This is a genomic window from Citrobacter sp. UYEF32, assembly GCF_040546205.1.
Classification (GTDB): Bacteria; Pseudomonadota; Gammaproteobacteria; order Enterobacterales; family Enterobacteriaceae; genus Phytobacter; species Phytobacter diazotrophicus.
In genome coordinates this window covers 93,642-117,392 of the sequence record NZ_JBEPNI010000003.1, presented here as the reverse complement: position 1 = coordinate 117,392, position 23,751 = coordinate 93,642, and the positions used below count along the sequence as shown (strand labels likewise).

The window sequence follows — 23,751 nt, the reverse complement described above, 5'->3', positions numbered from 1 at the left end:
GATTAAGTTGGTGTACTGCTGAAAATAAACTGGAAAAGGTAATGTATGAAAATTGTTATTTTAGATGGTGGCGTACTTAATCCTGGCGATCTGTCGTGGGATGCGCTTTCGCAACTGGGAGAAATATCCGTTTATGACAACTCGGCCCCGGAAGAAGTGGTGGAACGAATTGGCGATGCGGAAATAGCGATTATCAATAAAGTCGTCTTAAGCGAAAAAGAATTTAGCCAGTGTCCTAACCTGAAATTTATTGGCGTTACGGCGACCGGTTATAACGTTATTGACCTCGCAGCGGCAAAAGCCCACGGCGTGACGGTCTCCAATGTCCCGACATACGGCACCTCTACCGTCGCACAATTTACAACTGCGCTGATGCTGGAACTCTGTAACCAGGTTGGCCTGCACGACAGCGATGTCCACGCCGGTGGTTGGGGGAAAAAACCGGATTTCTGCTACTGGCTGAAACCGATGCTCGAAGTGGCGGGCAAAAACGTGGGTATTATCGGCTATGGCCGTATTGGTCAGGCGTTCGGCGCCGTGGCGCAGGCGCTGGGTATGAATGTACTGGCTTATGACGAATACCAGAACAAAACGCTGGAAAACGACCGCGTCCGCTATGTCGACCTCGATACTCTTTACGCCGAAGCCGATGTGATTAGCCTGCACTGCTTACTGACACCCAAAACACAGGGCATGATCAACGCACAATCCCTGCGCAAAATGAAGAGATCCGCCCTGCTGCTTAACGCCTCGCGCGGCGATCTGGTTAACGAAGCTGACCTTGCCGATGCGCTCAATAACGGCGTGATTGCCGGTGCCGCTGTCGATGTCCTCTCCAAAGAACCGCCGGTGCCTGAAAACCCAATGTTAACGGCGAAGAATTGCATTATTACCCCACACATTGCCTGGGCCTCGGTTGAAGCGCGCGGACGCATTCTGGCGACCACCGTTGATAACGTTAAAGCGTATCTGGCCGGACAACCGCAAAATCGCGTAGGCGACTGATATAACCCTACAAATCAAATAGATAACTAGAGCAAGAACAATGGAAAACAACATTATCAAAGCGGCAGACTTGCTGCGCCAGGCCTGGGATAACAACGAAGCGGGCGACCCGATTCGCGAGCTGGTCGACAGTGAGAACCTGACGACTGCGTACATGATTCAGGATTACAACGACAAAATCTGGCAGGCGCAGGGCCGCCGTCTGGTCGGGCGTAAACTGGGTTTAACCAACAAAGCCGTGCAGAAGCAGTTCGGTATTTCAGACCCCTGTTACGGCAACATCTACGCCGACATGGTGCTGATCGACGGTGCGGAAATCACTAAACCGGTCGTCAGCGATCTGCGCGTGGAAACCGAGATTGCCGTCGTCCTGAAAAAAGACCTGACGCAAACTGAACACACCATCCTCGACATCATCGACGCCGTTGATTACCTCCTTCCGGCGTTTGAAATCTGCGACAGCCGCGTCACCGGCTGGAACGTGAAGTCCTGTGATTTTATTGCAGACAACGCCGCCGCATGTCTGGTGGTACTGGGCACCAGGCCGGTCTCCCTCTCCGACTGCGACATCACACGCAGCGAAATGGTCACCAGGCGCGCGGGTGAAGTGGTCTCACAGGGCAAAGCGACCGCCATTCTCGGCCACCCGCTACATGCGCTGAAATGGCTGGCGGATGACCTGGTGCGTATCGGTAAACCGCTGCGCGCCGGGGAGTTTGTTATCACCGGTGCTATCGGTCCGGCGGTATCCGCCAGGCCGGGGGATGCCTTTGATGCAGAAATCACTGGCGTGGGGCTCATCAGCACCCGCTTTGCCGACTAAGGAAGTCTCGCAGGCTTAAAGGAGCCGTTATGGAACTGCAAAAAAATCATTTCAAGCATGCCATTAAAAACAATAGCGTACAGCTCGGCCTCTGGACTCAACTGGGCAGCTATATCGCCGCTGAGATCCTCTCCGGCTGTGGTTATGACTTTATTGGACTCGATGCGGAACATGGCCCGAGTGAATACATCGAAATTTACTCTCAGTTGCAGGCCTGCGCGGCTGGCGGACCGACTCAGCCCATCGTACGCATCCCCAACCACGATATTTCGCTGATTAAGCGTTATCTGGATGCGGGGGTAAATACCCTGATGGTGCCGCAGGTGGATACCGTCGAACAGGCAAAAGCACTGGTCTCCGCCGTGCGTTATCCACCTCATGGCGTGCGCGGCTACTGTGGGGCGCCGCGTGCCTCCGGCTTTGGGCGGATAAAAAACTACGCCACCACCTGCGAGGAAGAAATTTGTCTCATCGTCATGCCGGAAACCACTCTCGCGCTGGAAAATATCGAGGCGATGGCGGCCATTGATGGCGTTGACGCTTTCTTTATCGGCCCCGGCGATCTCGCGGCCAGCCTCGGTTATATTGGTCAGCCGATGCACCCGGAAGTCATTAAAGTGATTGAAGAGACCGGCCGACGCATCAAAGCGGCTGGAAAAGCCGTCGGCATTCTCTGTACGGATGAAGCGCAAACCCGCCGTTATATCGAGTTGGGTTTTCAGATGATTGCCATTGGTTCTGACCAGGGGCTATTGACCAAAGGCGCGGAGCAACTGCTGGCGAAATTCAGATAGTTTCCCGAAGTACTTGTTTTGGTGTTTCTTTTCCGGATGCGCGCGGCAGCCTCATCCGGTTTTTTCTTTTAGCGACGGGGGCGAATCGCTTTTGTGGAGTCGCCGGTCACCAGTTGCGGGGTAAAGATCTGGCTATCGGTGGAGGCGTAAAAGGCCTCCGGAGCAAGCGTCTGCTCCTGATTCATCAGGCGATCAATGATGGCAACACAGGCGTCAGCAATCTGTTTTTCCGGCAGCGAAATATAGGTCAGTTTCATCTCCAGCAGGCTGGCCCAGGAGACATCGCCATAAGCCACCAGCGAAAGGTCGTCCGGGATACGGATATTTTTCTCTTTCGCGGCCAGTAAGATGCTCATGGCATAACGTGGGCTACCGAGCACCAGGGCGGTAGGCGGCGCCTCTGCGGCCATCACGCGCCTGAAAGCCTCACCGCCAAACTCGGCCTGCGGCGGACCGACATGAATAAGCGCCTGGAGCGCCGTCTGTTCTGCCGGGGTGAAACATTGCAGAAAGCCCTGTAACCGTTCATAGCCAGTGCTCAACTCTTCGGAGGAGCCAATATAACCGATACGCTGGTGACCCAGTTCTCGCAGATGTTTTACCGCCAGCGAAATGCCGTGGCGATCGTCTATAGCGATAACCGGCGCCTGCAGGCTGCGATGTTTGCGCAGTAGCTGGACGGCATTCGTACGGGTAATCAGCTCTTGCGTTTCTGCAAGAGGGTTGGCGGTTGGGGCGAAAATAATGCCGTCCACACGGGCGGTCATTAAGCGCAACAGCGCGGCATGTTCCATCTCCGGCTTGTCGCTGGTAATGCCCAGCATCATCTGCCAGGAGCGCTCGGCGGCGACATGCGCGATGGCATTGGTGACGGTAATAAAGAAATCGTTCTGAATATCCGGGATCACCAGACCAAATGCGCCGGTACTGGCATTACGCAGCGCGCGCGCGGCGCTATTGGGAATATAACCATAATCTCTGGCAGCCTGTAGCACACTGTCTTTGGTGGCCTGGCTAATGGCGGGGTGATCGTTTAAAGCACGCGATACCGTGGTATGAGATAAGCCCAATATTGCAGCCAATTTTTTTATTGTCACTGCGTCACCTTAATGTCGTCCTGGCGCGGATTTCCCGTCATCAATTCAGAAAGCCGGGGATTAAATTATAATCCCTACAGTTTTTCGCTGTGAAAATGCATCAAGAATATTGTGCAGAAGCCATAATAACAGATTCTTATATCTGGTACTATCGTTTTACCATACTAACATCTGCCTGAATTAATTAGACATAGTGCAAACTTATAAATATTTTAACTTGCCTTAAGAATTGTTTTCTTATTAAGAAAAAATTAAGGGTTATTATTATTGATAATGAAAAATGATATTTAATTCCCCCGAAACGCCCTCTTCCCTGTGCGCCTCTCCTGCCCGTCGTACCGATCTTTTACAAGAACAAGCGAGACATTCCTCACACTTTTACATGACAGGCTATGCTGTTAGGGAGGACAAATTTCATTCTAAGGAGACGCCAATGACCACCCGGCAACCGCTTTTCCCCCGCCGCCAGACGCATCCCGTTGCAGACGAGCACGCTGTTTTAAACTGGGCGCAAAACGCCACGCTGGCACAGGAACGCGCGGTTATCACACCAGAAACTGAAGCGCAGTTGCAGCAGGCGATTGCCAGTTGTCAGGGGCGGGTACGCATCATGGGCAGTCGCATGTCTCCGGGCAGGATGCTCGCGATAACCCAGCCGCAGGATATCCTGATTGATCTCTCCCGTCTGCGGGGCCTGCTGGCGGTGAGCGACGATAGCGTCACCTTTGCCGGTGGTACTCCGCTGCATGAGGTTTATGAAGTGCTGACCGCCATGAACCGTATGCTCCACGCCTCGCCGGGGGTGATTGCCTCGCAGACGCTGGCGGGCGCGATCTCGACCGGCACGCACGGCCAGGGTATGCAGCAAAGCTCGCTGGCGGATGAGGCGCTTGCTATCCGGCTTATTGATGCAGCGGGCCAGATTCATACGCTGGATGACCAGCATCCCTGGTTTGCGGCGGCACAGTTGGGGCTGGGAACGCTGGGCGCCATCAGCGCCGTTACGCTACGCACGCGTCCTTACACACAGTTTACCTGTTTTAAAAGCGCGCACAGTGCCGATACGCTCGAAGAAGATCTGGTGGCCTGGAATCAGCAATGGACATTCAGCAAGGCCTGGTGGTTTGTAGATGAAAACAAAGTCCACGCCTGGAATGCCCGTGAAGCGCATGACGATGAGCGTCAGACCTGGCGGGATAACCATGGTGACCTGCTGACGCTGGAAGAGACCAGTGATCAGATGAATGTCGCGGTGGAAAACACCCTGCAAAATATGCGCAACGACACCCGTATCGTGGATGAAAACGGTAAGCCGTTTCGTACTGTGACGCGCTTTAAAGATTTCTCCGACGTGATTGGCGATGTCTATCAGGTCTTCTGTCGCGGCATCGCCACGCCGCAGATCAATATAGAGATTGGCGTACCGATGGACCGCGCCCCCGCGCTTATCACGCGGATCCGCGAGTGGCACACCCGTGAACAACCTCATATGCACTACCCGATCATTTTGCGCTGTACCGGGCCATCAGGCGCCTGGCTGAGCCCATCCTGGCAGCAGCCCACCTGTTTCTTCGGTTTTGTGGTCTATTACGCCGAGGATGGTTCACTCTCCGAAGAGGGGCTGGCCTTTTTGCGCGCGGTGGAGACGCTTTTGGCAAGTGAGGGTGGGAAGCCCCACTGGGGGAAATATTTCGATGCCAGCCTGTATGACTGGCCCGCGCTTTATCCACAGTTACCTGCTTTCAAGGAGGTGCGCCAGGCGCTCGATCCGCAGGGTAAATTCCTCAATGACTTTATGGCGGAGCTATTGTCATGAGTGCCGCATTCGCCTGGGTGACGTTGCTCACCCAGCCCGGCTACGTACCGGGCGTGGAGGCATTGCGCCACTCGCTGCAAAAAAGCGGTTCACCGTGGCCGCTGGTGGTGATGGTGACGCCTGGCATTGAGGCCGCGACACGCAGGTCGTTGAGCGATGCCGGATGTGTGGTTCGGGAGGTGCCGATTCTTGGCCCCGATCCCGCGCTGGCACACCGCTACGCTAATGCCCGTTTTGCCGAGGTGTGGAGCAAACTGGCGGTATGGACACTTGAGGAGTATCAGCGCGTGGCGTTTCTCGACGCCGATATGCTGGTGGTACAGAACATGGATGAAGTGTTCGAGTTACCGCTACAGGCGGGCTTTATTGCCGCCTGCCACGCGTGCCGGTGTAATCCCAACCGTATCGCCAGCTACCCGGAAAGCTGGCAGCCTGAAAACTGCTATTACAGTTGGTGTGAAGATCCGCAGATGACGGCGCATCCACCGGCGACCCTGGATAATTATCTTAATGGCGGTTTTCTGCTGTTGACGCCGGATAAAGATATGTACGACAGGATGGTGACGCAACTGGCCGCCATGGCGGATATCTCCGATTACGTGTTTGCCGAGCAGGATTTTCTCAACGATGTTTTCCGCGATCGCTGGGTGCCGCTGCATTATGGTTATAACGCATTAAAGACGCTGGCGTTGCAGCACCCGCAGATGTGGGATTTCAGCCGGGTGAAGAATGTGCATTACATCATTGATAAACCCTGGGAGAAGTTCCCCGAGCCGGACGATAAGTGGTACGCATTGCACCGTCTGTGGTGGGAGTATTACCCACATTGAGGGGGGAAATCTGTGGGGTCTGCTCCCCCTCACCAGAGCACATTCAGGAAAAATCCCCGGTGGCGCTGCGCTTACCGGGGCTACAAATCGTAGATACTGTGAACGTCTTCAACCTTGTTAACCATGGCTGACTCGTTTTCCCGCATGACAACCACAGCGACATCTTTGTGCCCCCCTGGCGCAGAGCGTGCAGCGAGGGGGTTGAGTCCCCGCTGAAATCGGTGAGACGAAGACCCTATGACAAGGGCAGGCCGCCAGGGATGGCGGACTGAGGTTTGTCGAGACAGGACGTCGAGTCAAACCGACCGCAGGCAGCGGGGCGGGAGGCGAACGCAGTGCGAAGCACCGATTTTTTGCGGGGCCGCGGGGATTGTAAAGGGGAACGCGGTGTTCCCCTTTACCCGTTCACGTGTCCGGAGGTGACATTTCGCCATGAACATAAGGTGAACGGAACCCACCTTCCGAGCCGCATATTCCCCTCACCCCAACCCTCTCCCAGGGGGAGAGGGAGAAAACCGGTGGTAGCCCGGATAAGGCGTTTGCGCCGCATCCGGGAATGCGTTACCCCACCATCTCCAGGTAAATCCGGCGCAACAGCTTCGTTATCTCGCCAGGCTTACCGTCGCCGATTTGCTGACCGTCCACACTCACCACCGGCCAGACAAAGGTGGTGGCGGAACTGATAAACACTTCGCTCGCCTGGCGTGCCTCTTGCGGCGTAAATAACCGCTCTTCAAAGGTGATGCCGTGCTCCTCACCCAGACGGAACAACGCCTTACGGGTAATGCCGTGCAAAATATTATTGCTCAACGGCCGCGTAACGATGGTTTTATCCGCCGTCACGATATAACAGTTGCAAGAGCTGCCCTCGGTAATAAAGCCATCTTCCACCAAAAACGCATCATCCGCGCCGTTGGCCTCGGCCCAGGCTTTTGCCAGACACGGCGCCAGCAACTGCACGGTTTTAATATCCCGCCGCTGCCAGCGAATATCCGGGCAGGTCACCACACGGATGCCCTTACTGGCAGCAGGATGGTCCACAACCGCACGCGCCTGGGTAAACAACACCAGCGTGGTCGGCGTCTGCGCCGATGGAAAGTGAAAATCGCGATCGCCACTGTTACCGCGCGTCAGTTGCAGATAGATCCCCCCTTCTGTGAGTCCATTCTCCGCGATCAGGCGTTGATGGATCTCGCGCAGATCGTCTTGCGAAAGCGTCAGAGGTAAGCCCAGCTCACGACAAGATCGCGCGAGCCGCGCAACATGGCCGGCAAAGTCCACCAGCTTGCCGTTCACCACCGCCGTAACTTCATACACTGCGTCGGCAAATAAAAAACCACGATCAAAAACGGAAATTTTGGCCTCTTCTTCCGGCACATACTCCCCGTTGAGGTAAACCGTGCGTGACATGTCTATCTCCTTACATCATTACGCCACTAACCCCATAACGCCGGGGTCGGGGGAAAAAGTTCGCTGCCGTCGTAACGCAACCCGTCTTCACGATCTTCGACGAGCAATAGCGGCCCGTCGAGATCAACCACGCTCGCCTGCTGCGCCACTACCACGGCGGGTGCCATCGATAACGATGTGCTGACCATGCAACCCACCATAATCTGCAGGCCAAGACGCGTGGACTCTTCCCGCACGCGCAGCGCCTCGGTTAATCCGCCGGTTTTATCCAGTTTGATATTCACCATCTCGTAGCACCCGGCAATAGCGCCAAGCGAGCCAAGATCGTGGCAGGATTCATCGGCGCACAGCGGCACCGGATGCGGCAACTGAGCCAGCACCGCGTCTTTGCCTGCCGGGAGCGGCTGCTCAATAAGCGTGACGCCAAGGCGCGCCAGTTCGGGAGCCTGACGCAGATAGATCGTCTCATCCCAGCCTTCGTTGGCATCCACAATCAGTCTGGCCTGCGGCGCCCCTTCCCGCACAGCGCTGACCCGGGCAATGTCCTCATCATCGGCGAGCTTGAGTTTAAGTAGCGGACGCCAGGCGTTTTCCTGCGCCATCTGCTGCATGCGCGCCGGGGTATCAAGGGATAAGGTGTACGCGGTATGCAAACTGTGTGGTGCGGGTAATGCGGCCCGCTGCCAGACACTCTGCCCGGACGACTTACACTCCAGATCCCAGAACGCGCAGTCCAGCGCATTACGCGCCGCCCCCGCAGGCAGTGCGCTTTGCAATTGCATACGCGTCATACCCGCCGCCAGCGCGGGGCGCAGACGCTCGATTTGTGCCATGACGCTCTCAACCGATTCGCCATAACGTGCATAAGGCAGACATTCGCCGCGTCCGGTAAATCCCTGCAACTGAAGGGTGACACTCACCACATCGGCCACGGTTCGACTCCCCCTGGCGATGGTAAACGCATGGCGCAATGGCCAGCGTTCATGGGCGATGGTCAGTTCCATTACAGTGCCGCCAGCGTATCAACAATCGCGCCAACGCCCTGACGGAACGGATCCACAACCGGCAGTCCGTGACGTGCTTCCAGTTCAGCCATCAGTGCCCGCGCATCAGCATCGCTCAGGGCGGAAGTATTCAAAGAGATCCCCACGAAACGGGCATCCGGGTTGGTCAGTTGCGCCATTTTCAGATTCAGCGCCATACAGTCAGCGATGTCCGGAATCGGATAATCCACGCCGCGCATATGGGTGCGGGTCGGCTCGTGACACAGCACCAGCGCATCCGGTTGCGCGCCATGAATCAGGCCAGTCGTCACGCCCGCGAAAGAGGGATGAAACAGAGACCCCTGCCCTTCAATAATATCCCAGTGATCGGCCTCGTTCGCCGGGGCGAGCGTTTCCACCGCGCCGGAGACAAAATCGGAGACCACCGCGTCAACGCTCACGCCCGCCCCGCTAATCAGAATGCCGGTTTGCCCGGTGGCGCGAAATGTGGCTTTCCCGCCGCGCGCCAGGATCTCTTTTTCAATAGCCAGCGCGGTATACATTTTGCCGCAAGAGCAGTCAGTACCTACTGGCAGTACGCGTTTACCGCTGCGTTTGCGCCCGCTGGCAACCGGGTATTGCTGCGTCGGATGGCGAACATCAAACAAATTACGACCCAGCCGGTCGGCCAGCGCTTTTAACTCAGGAACATCGGCCAGTTTATTATGCAGGCCCGCCGCTAAATCCATTCCCTTTTCCAGCGCCGCACTCAGTACTGAAATCCACTCTTTTGAAATAATACCGCCACGGTTAGCCACACCCACCACCAGTGTTTTTGCCCCAGCTTTAACCGCAGCATCAATATCCATATCCGTTAATTGGCAATCGGCATGGCAATTCGCCATACGGTACTGACCCACGCAATATTCCGGGTGCCATTGTTTAATCCCATCGGCAACTTTTGCTGCCAGTTGGTCATGCGCATCACCAAGAAAAAGCAGATAGGGCTTTTGGATATTCATTATTTATCCCCCTCAGGATAAGACTGAAAATAAATTAACGCAGAAATAACATTTCTGAAAAAAATTAAATAAAGGCTGACTGTTAATGCAGGATAACAAGGGTTTTATTATTGTCAACTGTCGCTATTTCAGGCTTTATTTACCATGTTTATTGCAAATAGGTAGTGTTTTATTCTGATAAAAGAAATCCAGAAAACGCTTGTGAAAATATTAATCTTTAAATCCACCCCCTCCTCTCAGCCAGGCAATAAAAATATTTATCATAATGTGATCTCATCACTATTCACGCACCAATAAAGCGCAATGCACTATTTTAGCGATCCAAAACAGTGCTATTACGCACGATAAATCTATAAGAAGAATGGATGAGAAAAATCCAATTAATGGATGTAAGGTGAATCCGTTATTGATGGAAATTGTCGCCAGAAATATCTCTGGAAAATCAAAAGGCCTGGCCCTTAATTAATATTCATTTCTTCCGGCTTTCGTTTCTAACGGAAATATCAGGCTCGCGCTTACGGAAGAAGTCAGTACGACATGCAGCGCATTCCAGACGAAGCGGCCGCGTGGTGCCAGGCGCATCAGTATTCAGTGTTACGCGGTATTTGATGCTTCAACATTCACAATTAACTGACGGACGGTGAGGTAACAATGAAGAGTTTTTGTGGGAAAGTCTCTTTAATGGCAGTACTGATTTCCGGCCTGGCTGGGGCGCACAGCGCACTGGCGGCAGAGATTAAAATCGGTGTGGTATTGCCCCTGAGCGGGCCGCTCAGCGGATATGGTCAACCTTCACAGAAAGGCCTGGAACTGATTCAGAGCATCACCCCGACCCTGAAAAACGGCGACACCGTCAAGCTTATCGTGATTGACGATAAAAGTGACAAAGTTGAAGCCGCGAACGCCATGCAGCGCCTGGTCTCCAGCGACAAAGTCGACGCGGTAATCGGTGAAGTCACCTCCGGTAACACGCTGGCGATGGTCAAAATTGCCGATGACAGCAAAACTCCGCTGGTCTCCTCTACCGCAACCAACGACCGCGTCACCCGTAACCACCCGTATGTCAGCCGCGTCTGTTTCTCCGACAGCTTCCAGGGCGTGGTGGGTGCCAACCTGGCCTCACGCGATCTGAATGCGAAAACGGCGGCTATCGTCTTTGACAGCAGCAATGACTACTCCGTTGGCCTGGCTAAAGCCTTCCGCGCCCAGTTCCTGAAAAATGGCGGCACCATTCCTATTGAAGTCCAGGCACCTGCGGGCAGCAAAGACTTTAAAGCGCAGCTTTCCAGCGTGAAAGCCAAAAACGTCGACATGATCTACATGCCGATCTACTACACCGAAGGCGCACTGATTGCCGTGCAGGCAAAACAGTTGGGCTTAAACAAACCGGTTGTTGGCGGCGATGGTCTGGCGGCGGATCCGGTGTTCTTTGATGTGGGCAAAGATGCGGTGAACGGGTACATGACCACCGACTACTACTCACCGAACGCCAAAGAGCAGACTCCGGCAGGCGAAACCTTTATTAAAGGCTGGGAAGAGAAATTCAAATCACCAACCCATACCTGGGGCGCAATGGCAGCCGATGCCTACAACGTGATCGTCAATGCGATGAACCAGTGTAGCGATCCGCACGATCGCGTCTGCGTTAACGAGAAAATCCGCGCGACCAAAGACTTCCAGGGTGTAACCGGTACGTTAACTCTGAAAGACGGCGACGCCATTCGTAGCGCGGTGATTAACGAAGTGAAAGATGGTCAACTGGCATTCAAAACTGTGGTGAATCCGTAAGCAGTAATAAGAGGTTATTAAACGAGATGGATGGCACCATTTTTCTCCAGCAGGTCGTCAATGGCATGAGTCTGGGCGGCATGTACGCCCTGATCGCCATTGGCTATACCATGGTGTATGGGGTCCTGCGCCTGATCAACTTCGCGCATGCGGATGTCATGATGGTCGGTGCATTTGCGACCCTGTTTCTTTTTTCTTCCATTGGGCTGCCCTTCTGGGTAGCCATTTTACTGACCCTCGGGCTTTGCGGCCTGTTGGGAATGTTTATCGACCGGGTGGCTTATCGCCCGCTGCGTCAGGCATCAAAAATCTCCATGCTGATCACCGCCATTGGCGTCAGCTTCTTCCTGGAAAACTTGTTTAACGTCCTCTTCGGCGGCAGCTCGCGTTTCTTTTCTGCGCCGGACTGGTTCAACAACACCCTGACTTTTGGTCACATCATCATCACTAACGTGGCGTGGGTCGTGCCGCTGATCACCGTGCTTCTGCTACTGGCGATCCTCTGGCTGCTCTACCGCACCCGCTACGGGATGGCGATCCGCGCGGTGGCGTTTGACGTCAATACCGTGCGCCTGATGGGTATTGATGCGAACCGCATTATCTCGCTGGTGTTCGCCCTGGGCAGCAGTCTTGCCGCGCTGGGCGGTGTCTTTTACTCCATCAGCTACCCGACTATCGATCCGTTGATGGGCGTACTGATTGGCCTGAAAGCGTTTGCCGCCGCCGTGCTCGGTGGCATTGGCAGCGTCACCGGCGCGGTGCTCGGCGGGTTTATTCTTGGCTTCACCGAAGTGGTCGCTGTCGCGCTGTACCCCGAATTGGGGGGTTACAAAGACGCCTTCGCCTTTATGTTTTTGATTCTGGTCTTGTTGTTCCGCCCGGTGGGCATTATGGGTGACGAACGTCTGGAAAGGAGCCGCTTCTAATGTTTAACGCTTCAACCACTCTCGGCGCTCAGGGGCGTAACCTGGTCATTATTGTGCTCGCCATTGCGCTGCTGGCCGGGATGAATCTGGTTTTCAACGATTACATTATTCGGGTAATCAGCACCGTATTTGTCTTTATGATCCTGGCGGTGAGCTACAACCTGATTAACGGCGTCACCGGGCAGTTGTCACTGGAACCCAATGGATTTGTCGCCGTGGGTGCCTATGTTACCGCGCTGTTTATTCTCTCAAGCGACAGCAAAATCGATATGTTCGAGATGACCGCGCCAAGCCCGTTTATCCTGATGTTACACACCAGTTTCTTACCGGCGCTGTTGATAAGCGGACTATGCGCCGCTTTTCTGGCGGTCTGCCTCGCGTTCCCGGTGTTTCGCGTACGCGGCGACTATCTGGCGATTGTGACCCTGGGTTTTGGCTTTATTATCAAGATCCTCGCCATCAATAACCCGCAGATCACCAACGGCGCCATTGGACTTAATGATATTCCTCAGCAGCCCCATCTGCTGTTCTGGTGCGGGCTGTTCGCCCTGGCGGCATCGGGGATGATCCTGCAACTGGTGTGGTCGAAGTATGGCCGCATGATGAAGGCGATCCGCGATGACGAAGACGCCGCCATCGCCATGGGGGTGAATACCTTTCGTATCAAAACCTGTGCCTTTGCCACCAGCGCCTTTTTCGAAGGCATTGGCGGTGGGTTGCTGGCCTCATTGCTGACCACCATCGCGCCGGGATTGTTCGACTTTATGCTGACCTTCCAGTTGTTGATCATTATCGTGCTCGGCGGTCTGGGCAGCACCACGGGCGCACTGCTCGGCACCATCGTGGTTGTGGGCAGCGGCGAATGGTTGCGTTTCCTCGACCAGCCGCTGTCGCTGTTCGGCCACGACCTGGGCTCTTATCCGGGGCTGCGTATGGTGGTGTTCTCACTGCTGCTGCTGATCATTATGTTATTCGCCCGTGAAGGTCTGTTGGGCAAAAAAGAAGTGTGGCAAGTCCGCTTCGGGAGACGCCGTCATGATGTCAAATAACGCGATTCTCGAAGTGCAGGAGGTCGTCATGCAGTTCGGCGGCCTGCGGGCGATTGATAACGTCAGTTTTCACGTTGATGAAGCCGAAATCTTTGGCCTGATTGGCCCCAACGGCGCCGGAAAAACTACCCTGTTTAACGTCATCACGGCCAACTACAAGCCGACCAGCGGCAACGTGCTGCTGGCGGGCAAATCGGTCAAGGGCTTAAAACCAAACAAGGTGGTGAACGCAGGGATTGCCCGCACCTTCCAGAACATCCGTCTGTTTAACTCGATGACCGTGTTGGAAAACGTGATGGTCGGGCTGGATCACAGCAGCCACTATTCACTGCTGGAAGCCGCGCTGCATATTGGCCGCTATTTCCCTGCCGAACGTGCCGCCCGGGCAAAGGCGATGGCGCTACTGGACTATATCGGTATCGCCGAATACGCCAACATGCAGGCCACCAATCTGAGCTATGGCAACCAGCGCAAAGTGGAGATTGCCCGCGCGCTGGCGACCGGGCCAAAACTGCTGTTGCTGGATGAGCCCGCCGCCGGGATGAACCCCAAAGAGACAGAAGATCTGGCAAGCCTGATTTTCCGCATGCGTAAGGATTACCAGCTCAGCGTGTTGTTAATTGAGCATGATATGCCGTTCGTGAATGCCCTGTGTGAACGCGTCATGGTGCTGGAATATGGCAAACCGTTATTCAGCGGACTGATGTCCGACGCGATTCAACATCCGGAGGTGATCTCCGCCTACCTGGGGGACGTAAATTATGCTTAGCGCCCGTGAGCTGAAAGTGTTTTATGGCGTTATTCAGGGGCTGAAAGGCATCGATATCGAGATTAACGACCGGGAAATTGTGACGCTGATTGGCAGCAACGGCGCGGGGAAAACCTCGACGCTGAACGGTATCGTCAATATGGTGCGCTCCAGCGGAACGGTCAATTTTCTCAATGAGGATATCTCCCGCAGTCAGACGCACCACATCGTCCGCAAGGGGCTTGCGCTGGTACCGGAAGGGCGAAAAATTTTCACCAACCTGACCATCGAAGAGAACCTTCGCATGGGGGCGTATAACAATCTGGCGAATTTCACCCGTCTGCGCGACAGGATGTACAGCCTCTTTCCGCGTCTGAAAGAGCGCCGTAAACAGATGGCAGGCACGATGAGCGGCGGTGAGCAGCAGATGCTCGCCATCGCCCGCGCCTTGATGAGCGAGCCGGTGTTATTGATGCTTGATGAGCCGAGTCTGGGCCTTGCGCCAAAAGTGGTAGGTGAGTTATTTGCCACCATTCGCCAGTTGCGTGAGGAGAACATCACCATCTTGTTGGTGGAGCAAAACGCCACGGCGGCCCTGCGGATTGCCGACCGGGCCTATGTGCTGGAAAACGGCAAGATTGTGCTTTCCGGCGAGGCAAAGGATGTGCTCGCAAACCCGGAAGTGAAGAAGATGTATCTGGGGGGATAAACCAGGTTCCCGGATGACGGTGCAACGCCTTGTCCGGGCTACCTCGCCACGATCGCGGGTCAACATAACCTTACCTTTCAGCGGTGATTGCTGCGGCCATCCCGCGCAAAAAACCCTCTGTTTTCCGCATGATGAGTCGAAATATTAGTAGTTTTCCCTCCGGGAAATAGAACGTATATTGACGCAAATTCATTCATCTTGTTGTCGATACTATGCCCGTTCAATTTTCATCTTTACCCGTGACCTTAGGCGTCACCGGACACCGCGATGTGCAGGATACAGAGCAGCTTCTCATCCTGCTGGAGAGTGAAATCAGCGCGATTCAGGCGCGCTATCCTCATTCACCGGTCATGGCGCTCTCTTCGCTGGCCGAAGGGGCGGACCGCCTGTTTGCCCGCGTGATCATGGAAAAAAGATTACCGCTGCATGTGGTGTTGCCTTTTGCCAAAGAAGAGTACGAGCGTGACTTCGCCGACACGGTGACGGAATTTCGCGAACTCTACGATTACGCGCAAAAGACCGGCGGTATCTACTGCATCGACACGGTGATCCCCGGTTCTGAAGCGATGATTTCCCTGGATCAAAACCCGCAAGGCTCTCTCTACCGCGACCTGCAATATGCCAGAGCGGGTATGTACCTGGCGCAGCGTTGTCATATTCTTTTCGCGCTGTGGGATGGCGAAAAAGCCAGGGGCTTAGGGGGCACCGCGCAGGTGGTTAACTTCCGCCGCGAAGGGCGCATTCAGGAGCACGACCTGGCCGCGCTGAATGCCAGACTGCCCGGCATCAAGCGCTATCTGGGCCAATCCAACCTGCTGGATGTACCGGACACCGGCCTGGTGTGCCATATTCACGTGCGCCGTAAAGCGGGAACCTATGCTAACGGCGCCACCGCCCCTTCTGTCTCCTGGTATCCGCCGCTGCCGGTCAAAGGCCAGCCGGAGACGCCATCGATCCACGGCGAAGAGTCCTGGTATCGCAGCCTTGAGCGCCTCGATACGCTGAATGCGCGTATCACCAAAGAAGATGAGGCGAACGCCAGCCTCGGCGCATCGCATCTCTGTCACGCCGCTTTCGCCCATATTGACAGGCTGGCGAATAAACAGATGAAAGATATGCGTAAGGTGTACAACGTTATCTTTGGGTTGGCGGCCATCATGGCCCTGGTGGGCAACCGGGTGCCGGGTGATGGCGAGCACTGGGTTATCACCTCGCTGAGCCTGTCGCTGCTCCTGCTGGTACTGCTTTCCGTCGCGCTCAGCCGCGTCCACAGTTCTCGCGCTAACCGCAATGCCACCGAACTGCGTGCACTGGCGGAGGGGCTGCGTGTGCAGAACGTCTGGCGTCAGGCCGGGATTGCGCGCGCCGTTTCGCTACATTATCTGCGCCGCAGCCACGACAATATCGCCTGGGTGCGCCGGGCAATGCTGGCTGCGAGTATTTACCCGCAAAGCGAGGCCAGCACGCTAAAAACGGCGATTAACGCAGTGAAAGAGAGCTGGGTGCGCGATCAGAAAAATTACTTCGAAAAAAACGTCCATAAAAAAGAGCGCAAGCACCGCCTCGCAAAACGCATGGCTTTCGGGCTGTTTATCTGCGGTATCGCCATCACATCTGTGGTGCTGGCCTCCAGCCTGTGGGGGCTTACCGATGAGCACCTGGCGCATACACTCCATTTCTGGAATATGGTGGGCGAGCACCTGGCGGAGTTTTTGATCGCCTGCGCCGCACTCTGCGCCGCTTACGCGAAATTTCTTGGCTATGAAGAGGATATCGCCGACTACGAACGGTCCGCGGTGTTGTTCTCTACTGCGCTGGCGAAAATGGAAGCCCATTCGCCGACGCCGGATACCGAAGACTTGCAGGAAATCATGTATGCGCTCGGTATCGAAACCCTACAGGAAAATGCACGCTGGGTGGCGCGCACCACCGGACGTGATGTGGAAATTATTGGCGGCTAACACATATTAGGCGAAGGAATGGCATGATGACTCAGGCAACCACGCAGCGCGAAATCCGGGTATTTCTCTCCTCCACGTTTCGGGATATGGACGCCGAACGCCACTATCTGGTGACCCGCGTCTTCCCGGAGATCCGCCAGATCTGCTATCAGCGGATGATCAATTTCAGCGAAATCGATCTGCGCTGGGGAATCACCGAAGAGGCGGCCCACAATGGCCGCACGGTGCAAATCTGTCTTGAAGAGATTGAACGCTGCCGGTCGCTTGGCATTCCTCCTTTCTTTATCGGCTTCCTTGGCGAGCGCTACGGCTGGGTGCCGCAGGCTGACGATCTGGCCGCCTACTGGCAGCAATCACCGGACCAGCGCTACGCCGGGCTGATCCGTGACGCACTGGAAGAAAATATCAGCGTCACGGAGCTGGAAATTCGCTTTGCGTTTCTGGCGCCTCCGCCGGATGTCGCCCCCCTCTCTTCTGCCAGCACGCCGCGTGTGCAGATGTTTTTACGCGATCCGGCCCTCACTGCCACCATGGCAAGCGCTAACGCACCGCAGGATGTCTGGTTTGATCGCCTGCCTGATGGCACGCCGGACAGCACGCGCACAGCACAACTGGCTTCCCTGAAACAACGGCTGCGTCAGCATTTTCCGCAGACTATCGCTATCGATGGCTATGACAGCGTGGAACAATTCGGCGAGGCGGTAAGGGCTTACCTGCTCAGCGCCATCGATACGCTGTATCCGGCGGAAAAGATGCCCAATCGCTGGCAACAGCGCGCCCATGAACACGCGCAGTTCGCCGCCGTGCGTCGCCGGGCCTATGTGCCGCTTACAGCATTTCGCCAGCAGATAGTCAGCGAGCTTAACCAGGGCTGGATGGCCATTTCCCCGGAACCCTGGCTGATTACCGCCCCGTCGGGGATGGGTAAAAGCGCCTTTTTAGCCGACTTAGAAAGCACGCTGCGGGAGAAAAACCGGCAGGCGCCGATGCCGTGGGACGACGATTATGTGCCGCTTGAAATTAGCGAGCTCCTGAGCCAGGACGATAACTATCGCGTATTCAGCCACTATATTGGCGCGGATGGCGACACGACGCTCGACAACTGGCGTAACCGGCTGTTCTGGTTTTTGGCCGAAGAGGGAGATAGCACAGAGCCCGCCTCCGATGACCATCACGCCTGGCAGCAGGTGATGGAAAGAGTTCAACGCTTCCGTCAGCGCGAGAATGCGACGCTGGTTCTGATTCTGGATGCCATCAACCAGTTTGATAAACCTGAGCTTGCGATTCACCGCCTGCAACAGCTTGAATGGCCTTCACGCGTGCTGCTGGTCTTGTCCGCCACGCCAGAGGTGCAGTCATTCCTTGAGCAGCAAAAAATCACCTGGAAATGCCACTCGCTCCCGGCGCTGACGCAGGAAGAGCGCGAAGCGCTTTGCCAGGCAAGCCTGAGCCTGGTCAGCAAGTCCTTGTCCGGGGAGCTGACCGGGCAGCTTATCAGCGCGCCCGCCTGCGACAATCCGCTGTTTATGCGCCTGGTATTAGAAGAGCTTTGCCTGCATGCCCGACACGAAGCGCTGCCGGAGAGACTGAGCGCGCTGCTGGCCTGTGCCGGGCCTGGCGCGTTGTTTACCTCCGTATTAGCGGCGTCTGACCGTGATTTCTCATCGAAACTGGCGACCCGCGCCGCCTGCGCCATTGCGGCCTCTCGTCGCGGGCTGACCCATAGCGAACTGTCCCGCATTCTGGCGATTTACCCCTCGCTGAAAGTCCCGGATAGCGAGTTAGTGCCGCTGCTGGCACGGCTTGCCCCGTATTGCCAGAACAGCGATGGTCGCCTGCGGTTATTGCATAACACGCTCTATCAGGCGCTACAGGACAATGATGAAATGGAAAGCTGCCGGGAACGTATTCTCGGGGAGATCCAGGACAGCAGCGGCTTTGCGCTGGCGGAACGCACCTGGCAGTGGCTGTCGCTCGGTGAGATCGATCCGGTCATACGCGAACTCTCTGAGGTGATGGCGGTGATCCGTTTGCACGAGGTGGATCCAGGCCTGTTACACACCGTCTGGCAGTTTAGTGGTATTTACGACGGACGGCGTCTTGACCCCCGGTTTGAACAGACATTTGCGTGGACCGCCCCGGACCCGGCGGTGCTGCAAAACCACCTGCCTGCCGCGCTCTCCATCTTCACCTGGTTACGTCAGAGCCGGGCGGAAAAGGCGGCGACACAGTGGGCAGAGATGATTAAACCTGCCGTAGAGGACGATAAAACGCCGCCGGGGCTGAAAGCGCACTTTTACAATACGCTCACGGTACTGGCGCAAAAAACCGCTAACCCGGCACTGGCAAAAGAGGCCATGGATCAGGTGCTGGAAAATCTGTTTAACCCCGGAGAAGCCGGTATGAAAATGCTGGCGGTAACCATGTCTAACATGGCGCAGCAACTCAATGCGGCGGGTAAGAGTGAACAGGCGCTGGAACTTTACCAGAAGGCAAAAGTCGCGGCCCTGCAACCCCCGCGGGACCCTGCCGTTCTGGCCAACATTATCATGCAAATCGCGCAGATTAAGGCCCAAAGCGGCAACACCGCCGAAACGGAACAGCATCTGCAGGAAGCGGTTGCACTCATTGAACAGATGCCGCCAACACCGCAGCGGCAAATTATGCTGTCATCGTTTTATCAGGAACTTGCCACCGTTTATCTGGTGGAAAAAAACTTTGCCCGCGCCGTCGGGCTCTATGACCGCGCCATTGCCGCGGTAGAAACGATTTACAGCAGCGACGCAACCGAGATACGTAAACTCGAGGAAAGTCGCGATCTGTTTTACCGCCTGGCCGGCGAGCACGGCCAGACAGAGTAAGCCCGCTTAGTGAACGAGCTTATTCCAGGCACTGCGTAGCTTTTCACCCACGCTACGCTTTGCCTCTGTTTGCACGCTCGCAGGTTCCGCCGGAGATTCATCTGTCATGGATACCGGCTCCGCTGGCGTTCCAGGTTGTGCCGCTGTTGACCATGTTGAGACGTCGACTTTTAGGGATGTCTGCCATGACGGGGTCGCCATACTGACAGGCATCTGCCCCCATTGTTCCTTGCGCCCCGTTTTGTCCAGCACGCCTCTTGCCACCAGCCATTGAAACAGCGCGTTTTTTTCCGGGGATGCTTCAAGCCACTGCGGCTCCACCATGGTAAAGAGCGTGCGGTACAAGGTTTCCGCAGCCGCATACTCGGCCAGAAAATAATGCATTTCTGCTGCCTCCGCCACGGACTGCACCTTAAGCTCAACGTCACCATGGTCATGCTCAACACGAAGCGACATAATTTGCAGCAGCAATGCTTTCGCTTCCTGATATTTCTGCTGTGCTTTGTAAGTACAGGCCAGATTACGCATAACCTTGAGCCTGCCTGCATTCTCCGGCGCGAGCTTACCCTCCTGTACAGCGAGCCATTTCGCCCAAGAGGCGGCCGCCTCATCCAGACGATCCTGGCCCAGGTAGAGCATGCCGAGGTCATCAAGTAACCGTAACATCACCGGGCTTTCAGGCCGACTCAGTTCAGACTGCGTGGTCAGCATCGCTTCATACAACGGGATCGCCTTTTCATGGCGATCGTCTTCCATATAGAGGTTTGCCAGCGATTGTCGGGCAAATAGCAGCTCCGCCTGATTATCCGGCAGATGCTCAAGCAAAGGGATGGCTTCGCGCAGTTGCGATGCGGCGTCTTCAAGGCGCCCCATGGAATGGTATAACTCCGCCATATAGAACAGCCCGGCAATGAAGTCAGGATGGCCCGGTGATAACGATTTACACCGGATGTCCATCATCTGCGTAAACAGCGGTTCGGCTTTATCGGCGTCGCCCTGACGATAATAGAGTTCTCCCAAATCGTTCAGACTTGTGGCGATATCGGGATGTTCCGGCGGCAAAACCGCCTTACGCAAGGCCAGCACTTCAAGCAAAACAGGTTCGGCTTCGTCGTAACGCATAAGCTCCATATAGAGCCCGCCAAGGCTGCGCTTTAAGCCAATGAGATGGGGATTGTCGCGGGCCTGCAGACGCGCTCTCACTGCCAGCGATTTACGCAGTAAAGACTCCGCCTGCTCATATTCTTCCAGTTGTTGATAACACTCCCCCAGACTCTGGGCGAGGTTGGCAAAATCGATACTGTTTTCGTTGCTCACCGCTTGCAGTGCTTCGCGCAATAGCGGCTCTGCTTTTTCCGGCTGGCCCAGTGCGCCGTAAATTCCAGCCAGGTTATTCAGCACGACGCCAATATCCGGGTGCCCTGCGGGCAACATCTTGCGCATCATTGCCAGCGCATCATGCAGCAGCGGTTCCGCTTTGTCATACTGCCCAAGCAGGCGATAGAAAAGCGCCAGGCTATTGATCGTCCCCATGGTGTTGATCACGTTAACGGGCGTGGCTTTGCGTACCAGAACAGCCGCCAGTTCACTCCAGCGCACACCAATCTGCCAGAATCCGCGTTGCAAAAACCAGGCGCTTACCGCGTTCATTGTGGGCGTAAACACCACCTCAGGGCGCCAGACATTCCAGTTTTCCACCAGCGCATGTAATAACAGCGAAAGGGAGCTTCGCCCGGCGCCAAGTGCGAGCATTGCCTGCGAGGCCAGCTCCGGGTAGCTTTGCTGTAACGCGCAAAAGGCGTCGACATGCCCGAGGGTTTCCACCAGTTGCTCATAATTTTCCAGCGCCATCCATTGGTATGTGCGTTCGGCCACCGAAAACGCATCCCGTTGATTAAACCGGGCCACCAGCGCCCGCCGGGACGGGGACATCAACGGCGACAGCGCGGTCAGCGTTTGGGTAAAGATGGTATGGGTGATACGCAACCTGCCGTCTTCGTTCAGGCAAAACGGCGCAATACGCGCCAGCAAGCGCAGCAAGGTCTGGTCGGCCATTTTCAGGCCTGACTGGTGCAGATGCGGTGCCAGCAGGACGGCTAAATCACTGTGGGATACCCCCGCGCGGGAAGCGGCAATCAGCGTCGTCGCATGGCTGGCAAGGGAGTATCCCTCAGCGCGAAAATCCCGGTCGGTTTCATTTAACAGCGCCAGGAACAGTTGCCCCGCATCATCATAAGTGAGTAATGCGCTCACCCGTGCCGCCAGGGTGTCGTGATCCGCATGCAGGCGTAACTCTTCCATCACCAGACGCAAAAACAGCGCGTTACCGCAGGCGGGCGCGGCAACCAGTTGCCCGACTAACGTCTCCGGCAGCTTTTTACTGTACTGGCGCAAAAATAACGTTATGGCCTCGCGGCGATGCGCTTCGGTCAGTTCCGGGAAAGCCAGCGTCTGCCACGTGTCCGGTAGCGGTTCCGTTGAGGTCACCACCAGCAATGTGCCCGGTAAGAAGCGCAGGCCATTGAGGCGGCGCATCCCCGCCTCCTGAGGGGAGAACTGGTTAATGGCATCCAGCAGCAGAATGATGGGCTTGCCCATCTGCACCTGGGCGGCGCTCACGAGTTCCGCAAACGCCGCCCAGCGCGCGTCATCTTCGGTGGGAACGTCAAGCGTGGCGGGCAGATAAGGCGTAAGCACCTGTAGCACCCGCTCACGCCAGCTTTCCGGCGTGTTATCGCCGTCCGCGCCAACGAAATGGGCGATCACCAACGCCGTGTTAAAGGTTTCAGAGGCCACCAGGTCGGCCATAAACGCACTTTTCCCCCGCCCGGAATCGCCGACCAGCGCCAGACGGTTCAGGGGATCGCGCGCCTGATCTCCATTTGGGAGCATGGCAGCAAGCATGTCCTGTGCCCATGTCTCAACCTGCTGTTTAAAAGCGGGCAATGGCACATAGTTCTCGCGCCGGGAAAGCGCATAGCATTGTTGCGCATGTAACCTGAGTTGCCGCTCATTCGGCACCTCATCAAGGGGGAAGTGGGTATCCAGTTCGGCAGTTAAGAAATCGAGGATCTGCTGACCAAATTCGCTGATCGCCTGGTAGCCATCAACACCGATGCACTCCGCGTGCGTCTCTCTGATTGCCCTTTTCAGGGCCGCAAGCTTGTCGCAGGCAGCTTCTGTGCTTTCATAGAACGTGGCCGACGCTTTCCCGGCAAGAGAGGCCGTTAAATCCGGATGGCGAAAATAGAGCTGGACCCGCTGCCTGCTGACCCCCTGCGCATCGTCCATAAACCCAAAGCGCATCTCCAGTTCGGTAACGCTGATACCTTCCGCCAGCGCCGCTTCGATACGTCGGGCATAGGGGTTTTCATCCTGCGCCGCCTGGTGCCAGTAATTTTCCAGCTCGTGACGCTGTGGTACCCAACCGTAACGTTCGCCGATAAAGCCAATAAAGAACGGCGAAATGCCCAACGCACGGCAGCGGGCGATCTCTTCGAGGCAGATTTGCACCGTCTGGCCGTTGTGCGCATCCTCTTCGGTAATCCCCCAGCGCAGGTCAATCTCGCTAAATACCACCTGGCGTTCAAGACACTGCTGTCGAAACAGGGGAAAAACGCGGGTCAGTAATTCATGACGCTCGTTTTCCATATCCCGAAAGGTGGAAGACAAAAACAGGCGAATCTGGCGAGGCTGACTGGCTGACGTTGGCATGAGCGCTGTTCCATGTGGTTGGTCGGTAACATATTTATCCGTAACGACGAATAAGGTTCTGGGCCTGACGTTTCACCGAATCATTGACCCGTTCGGATGCCAGAATTTTCTCTAGCGTGGAGATGCCCAAACCCGATCCATATTGGCCACCCGCCACCGCGCATCATCACCCAGCGGGCGATTTTGGGTACGCAGAACACCACGCGCATGTAAAA

At 55.8% G+C, this 23,751-nt stretch carries 17 protein-coding genes; 12 read left to right on the top strand and 5 right to left on the bottom strand.

Annotated elements, in window-relative coordinates; translation table 11 throughout:
* Positions 1–45 precede the first annotated feature (45 nt).
* Genes ABIB59_RS08870 through ABIB59_RS08860 form a run of 3 tightly spaced genes read left to right on the top strand, consistent with a single transcriptional unit; the run spans position 46 to position 2,622 of the window.
* Positions 46–1,005 (top strand): D-2-hydroxyacid dehydrogenase, encoded by a 960-nt coding sequence (locus ABIB59_RS08870; RefSeq protein ID WP_071195875.1) that lies wholly within the window; start codon positions 46–48, stop codon positions 1,003–1,005.
* Between the two features lie 40 nt (positions 1,006–1,045).
* Positions 1,046–1,828, top strand: coding sequence for a 2-keto-4-pentenoate hydratase (locus tag ABIB59_RS08865; RefSeq protein WP_052249361.1), 783 nt, complete (start codon positions 1,046–1,048; stop codon positions 1,826–1,828).
* Positions 1,829–1,857: 29 nt separating this feature from the next.
* A complete protein-coding gene (locus ABIB59_RS08860; RefSeq protein ID WP_041852588.1) occupies positions 1,858–2,622 on the top strand; it encodes an HpcH/HpaI aldolase family protein in 765 nt (254 codons plus the stop codon).
* A gap of 68 nt (positions 2,623–2,690) precedes the next feature.
* On the opposite strand, the gene ABIB59_RS08855 is transcribed toward ABIB59_RS08860, so the two are convergent.
* Positions 2,691–3,719 carry a LacI family DNA-binding transcriptional regulator gene (locus ABIB59_RS08855; protein ID WP_071195878.1) on the bottom strand — a complete coding sequence of 343 codons (1,029 nt, stop codon included), beginning with the start codon at positions 3,717–3,719 and terminating at the stop codon, positions 2,691–2,693.
* Between the two features lie 433 nt (positions 3,720–4,152).
* Between ABIB59_RS08855 and ABIB59_RS08850 the strand changes: the two genes are divergently transcribed.
* Together ABIB59_RS08850 and ABIB59_RS08845 are read left to right on the top strand one after the other, a co-directional pair.
* Positions 4,153–5,535 carry a D-arabinono-1,4-lactone oxidase gene (locus ABIB59_RS08850; protein WP_354035054.1) on the top strand — a complete coding sequence of 461 codons (1,383 nt, stop codon included), beginning with the start codon at positions 4,153–4,155 and terminating at the stop codon, positions 5,533–5,535.
* On the top strand, positions 5,532–6,365 hold the full coding sequence (locus ABIB59_RS08845; RefSeq protein ID WP_169039868.1) for a glycosyltransferase family 8 protein: 834 nt from the start codon (positions 5,532–5,534) through the stop codon (positions 6,363–6,365). Before ABIB59_RS08850 ends, ABIB59_RS08845 begins: the two co-directional genes overlap by 4 nt.
* Positions 6,366–6,926: 561 nt before the next feature.
* Here the strand turns inward: ABIB59_RS08845 and ABIB59_RS08840 are convergent.
* From ABIB59_RS08840 to dgcN, 3 genes are read right to left on the bottom strand one after another with little or no spacing between them, the layout of a single operon-like run.
* Positions 6,927–7,775 (bottom strand): D-amino-acid transaminase, encoded by an 849-nt coding sequence (locus ABIB59_RS08840; RefSeq protein WP_071195881.1) that lies wholly within the window; start codon positions 7,773–7,775, stop codon positions 6,927–6,929.
* Between the two features lie 26 nt (positions 7,776–7,801).
* Positions 7,802–8,779, bottom strand: coding sequence for an N-acetyl-D-Glu racemase DgcA (gene dgcA, locus ABIB59_RS08835; protein ID WP_354035051.1), 978 nt, complete (start codon positions 8,777–8,779; stop codon positions 7,802–7,804).
* Positions 8,779–9,780 (bottom strand): N-acetyltransferase DgcN, encoded by a 1,002-nt coding sequence (gene dgcN / locus ABIB59_RS08830; protein WP_071195882.1) that lies wholly within the window; start codon positions 9,778–9,780, stop codon positions 8,779–8,781. The genes dgcA and dgcN overlap by 1 nt, the downstream gene beginning before the upstream one ends.
* A gap of 651 nt (positions 9,781–10,431) precedes the next feature.
* Between dgcN and ABIB59_RS08825 the strand changes: the two genes are divergently transcribed.
* The 7 genes from ABIB59_RS08825 (at position 10,432) to ABIB59_RS08795 (ending at position 19,822) form a co-directional block, all read left to right on the top strand.
* Positions 10,432–11,568: an ABC transporter substrate-binding protein gene (locus ABIB59_RS08825; protein ID WP_041852594.1), complete on the top strand. Its 1,137-nt coding sequence runs from the start codon at positions 10,432–10,434 to the stop codon at positions 11,566–11,568.
* Between the two features lie 26 nt (positions 11,569–11,594).
* Positions 11,595–12,494 carry a branched-chain amino acid ABC transporter permease gene (locus tag ABIB59_RS08820; RefSeq protein ID WP_041852595.1) on the top strand — a complete coding sequence of 300 codons (900 nt, stop codon included), beginning with the start codon at positions 11,595–11,597 and terminating at the stop codon, positions 12,492–12,494.
* Positions 12,494–13,543 carry a branched-chain amino acid ABC transporter permease gene (locus ABIB59_RS08815; RefSeq protein ID WP_041852596.1) on the top strand — a complete coding sequence of 350 codons (1,050 nt, stop codon included), beginning with the start codon at positions 12,494–12,496 and terminating at the stop codon, positions 13,541–13,543. The genes ABIB59_RS08820 and ABIB59_RS08815 overlap by 1 nt, the downstream gene beginning before the upstream one ends.
* Positions 13,530–14,312: an ABC transporter ATP-binding protein gene (locus tag ABIB59_RS08810; protein ID WP_079497600.1), complete on the top strand. Its 783-nt coding sequence runs from the start codon at positions 13,530–13,532 to the stop codon at positions 14,310–14,312. Before ABIB59_RS08815 ends, ABIB59_RS08810 begins: the two co-directional genes overlap by 14 nt.
* A complete protein-coding gene (locus ABIB59_RS08805) occupies positions 14,305–15,000 on the top strand; it encodes an ABC transporter ATP-binding protein (RefSeq protein ID WP_041852598.1) in 696 nt (231 codons plus the stop codon). The genes ABIB59_RS08810 and ABIB59_RS08805 overlap by 8 nt, the downstream gene beginning before the upstream one ends.
* Positions 15,001–15,212: 212 nt before the next feature.
* The gene (locus ABIB59_RS08800; protein WP_354035048.1) at positions 15,213–16,961 is read left to right on the top strand and encodes a hypothetical protein; all 1,749 of its coding nucleotides are present in this window, start codon (positions 15,213–15,215) and stop codon (positions 16,959–16,961) included.
* Positions 16,962–16,984: 23 nt separating this feature from the next.
* On the top strand, positions 16,985–19,822 hold the full coding sequence (locus ABIB59_RS08795) for a DUF4062 domain-containing protein (RefSeq protein ID WP_354035046.1): 2,838 nt from the start codon (positions 16,985–16,987) through the stop codon (positions 19,820–19,822).
* A 6-nt stretch (positions 19,823–19,828) separates the two neighbouring features.
* On the opposite strand, the gene ABIB59_RS08790 is transcribed toward ABIB59_RS08795, so the two are convergent.
* The gene (locus ABIB59_RS08790; RefSeq protein WP_354035044.1) at positions 19,829–23,536 is read right to left on the bottom strand and encodes a tetratricopeptide repeat protein; all 3,708 of its coding nucleotides are present in this window, start codon (positions 23,534–23,536) and stop codon (positions 19,829–19,831) included.
* Positions 23,537–23,751: the final 215 nt, after the last annotated feature.

Excerpts from the sequence above, each read along its gene's own strand:
- ABIB59_RS08845 (WP_169039868.1), top strand. The coding sequence starts at position 5,532 with ATGAGTGCCGCATTCGCCTGGGTGACGTTGCTCACCCAGCCCGGCTAC.
- ABIB59_RS08850 (WP_354035054.1), top strand. The coding sequence starts at position 4,153 with ATGACCACCCGGCAACCGCTTTTCCCCCGCCGCCAGACGCATCCCGTT.
- ABIB59_RS08865 (WP_052249361.1), top strand. The coding sequence starts at position 1,046 with ATGGAAAACAACATTATCAAAGCGGCAGACTTGCTGCGCCAGGCCTGG.
- ABIB59_RS08815 (WP_041852596.1), top strand. The coding sequence starts at position 12,494 with ATGTTTAACGCTTCAACCACTCTCGGCGCTCAGGGGCGTAACCTGGTC.
- ABIB59_RS08870 (WP_071195875.1), top strand. The coding sequence starts at position 46 with ATGAAAATTGTTATTTTAGATGGTGGCGTACTTAATCCTGGCGATCTG.
- ABIB59_RS08820 (WP_041852595.1), top strand. The coding sequence starts at position 11,595 with ATGGATGGCACCATTTTTCTCCAGCAGGTCGTCAATGGCATGAGTCTG.
- ABIB59_RS08825 (WP_041852594.1), top strand. The coding sequence starts at position 10,432 with ATGAAGAGTTTTTGTGGGAAAGTCTCTTTAATGGCAGTACTGATTTCC.
- ABIB59_RS08790 (WP_354035044.1), bottom strand. The coding sequence starts at position 23,536 with ATGCCAACGTCAGCCAGTCAGCCTCGCCAGATTCGCCTGTTTTTGTCT.
- dgcA (WP_354035051.1), bottom strand. The coding sequence starts at position 8,779 with ATGGAACTGACCATCGCCCATGAACGCTGGCCATTGCGCCATGCGTTT.
- ABIB59_RS08805 (WP_041852598.1), top strand. The coding sequence starts at position 14,305 with ATGCTTAGCGCCCGTGAGCTGAAAGTGTTTTATGGCGTTATTCAGGGG.
- dgcN (WP_071195882.1), bottom strand. The coding sequence starts at position 9,780 with ATGAATATCCAAAAGCCCTATCTGCTTTTTCTTGGTGATGCGCATGAC.
- ABIB59_RS08800 (WP_354035048.1), top strand. The coding sequence starts at position 15,213 with ATGCCCGTTCAATTTTCATCTTTACCCGTGACCTTAGGCGTCACCGGA.
- ABIB59_RS08795 (WP_354035046.1), top strand. The coding sequence starts at position 16,985 with ATGATGACTCAGGCAACCACGCAGCGCGAAATCCGGGTATTTCTCTCC.
- ABIB59_RS08810 (WP_079497600.1), top strand. The coding sequence starts at position 13,530 with ATGATGTCAAATAACGCGATTCTCGAAGTGCAGGAGGTCGTCATGCAG.
- ABIB59_RS08860 (WP_041852588.1), top strand. The coding sequence starts at position 1,858 with ATGGAACTGCAAAAAAATCATTTCAAGCATGCCATTAAAAACAATAGC.
- ABIB59_RS08840 (WP_071195881.1), bottom strand. The coding sequence starts at position 7,775 with ATGTCACGCACGGTTTACCTCAACGGGGAGTATGTGCCGGAAGAAGAG.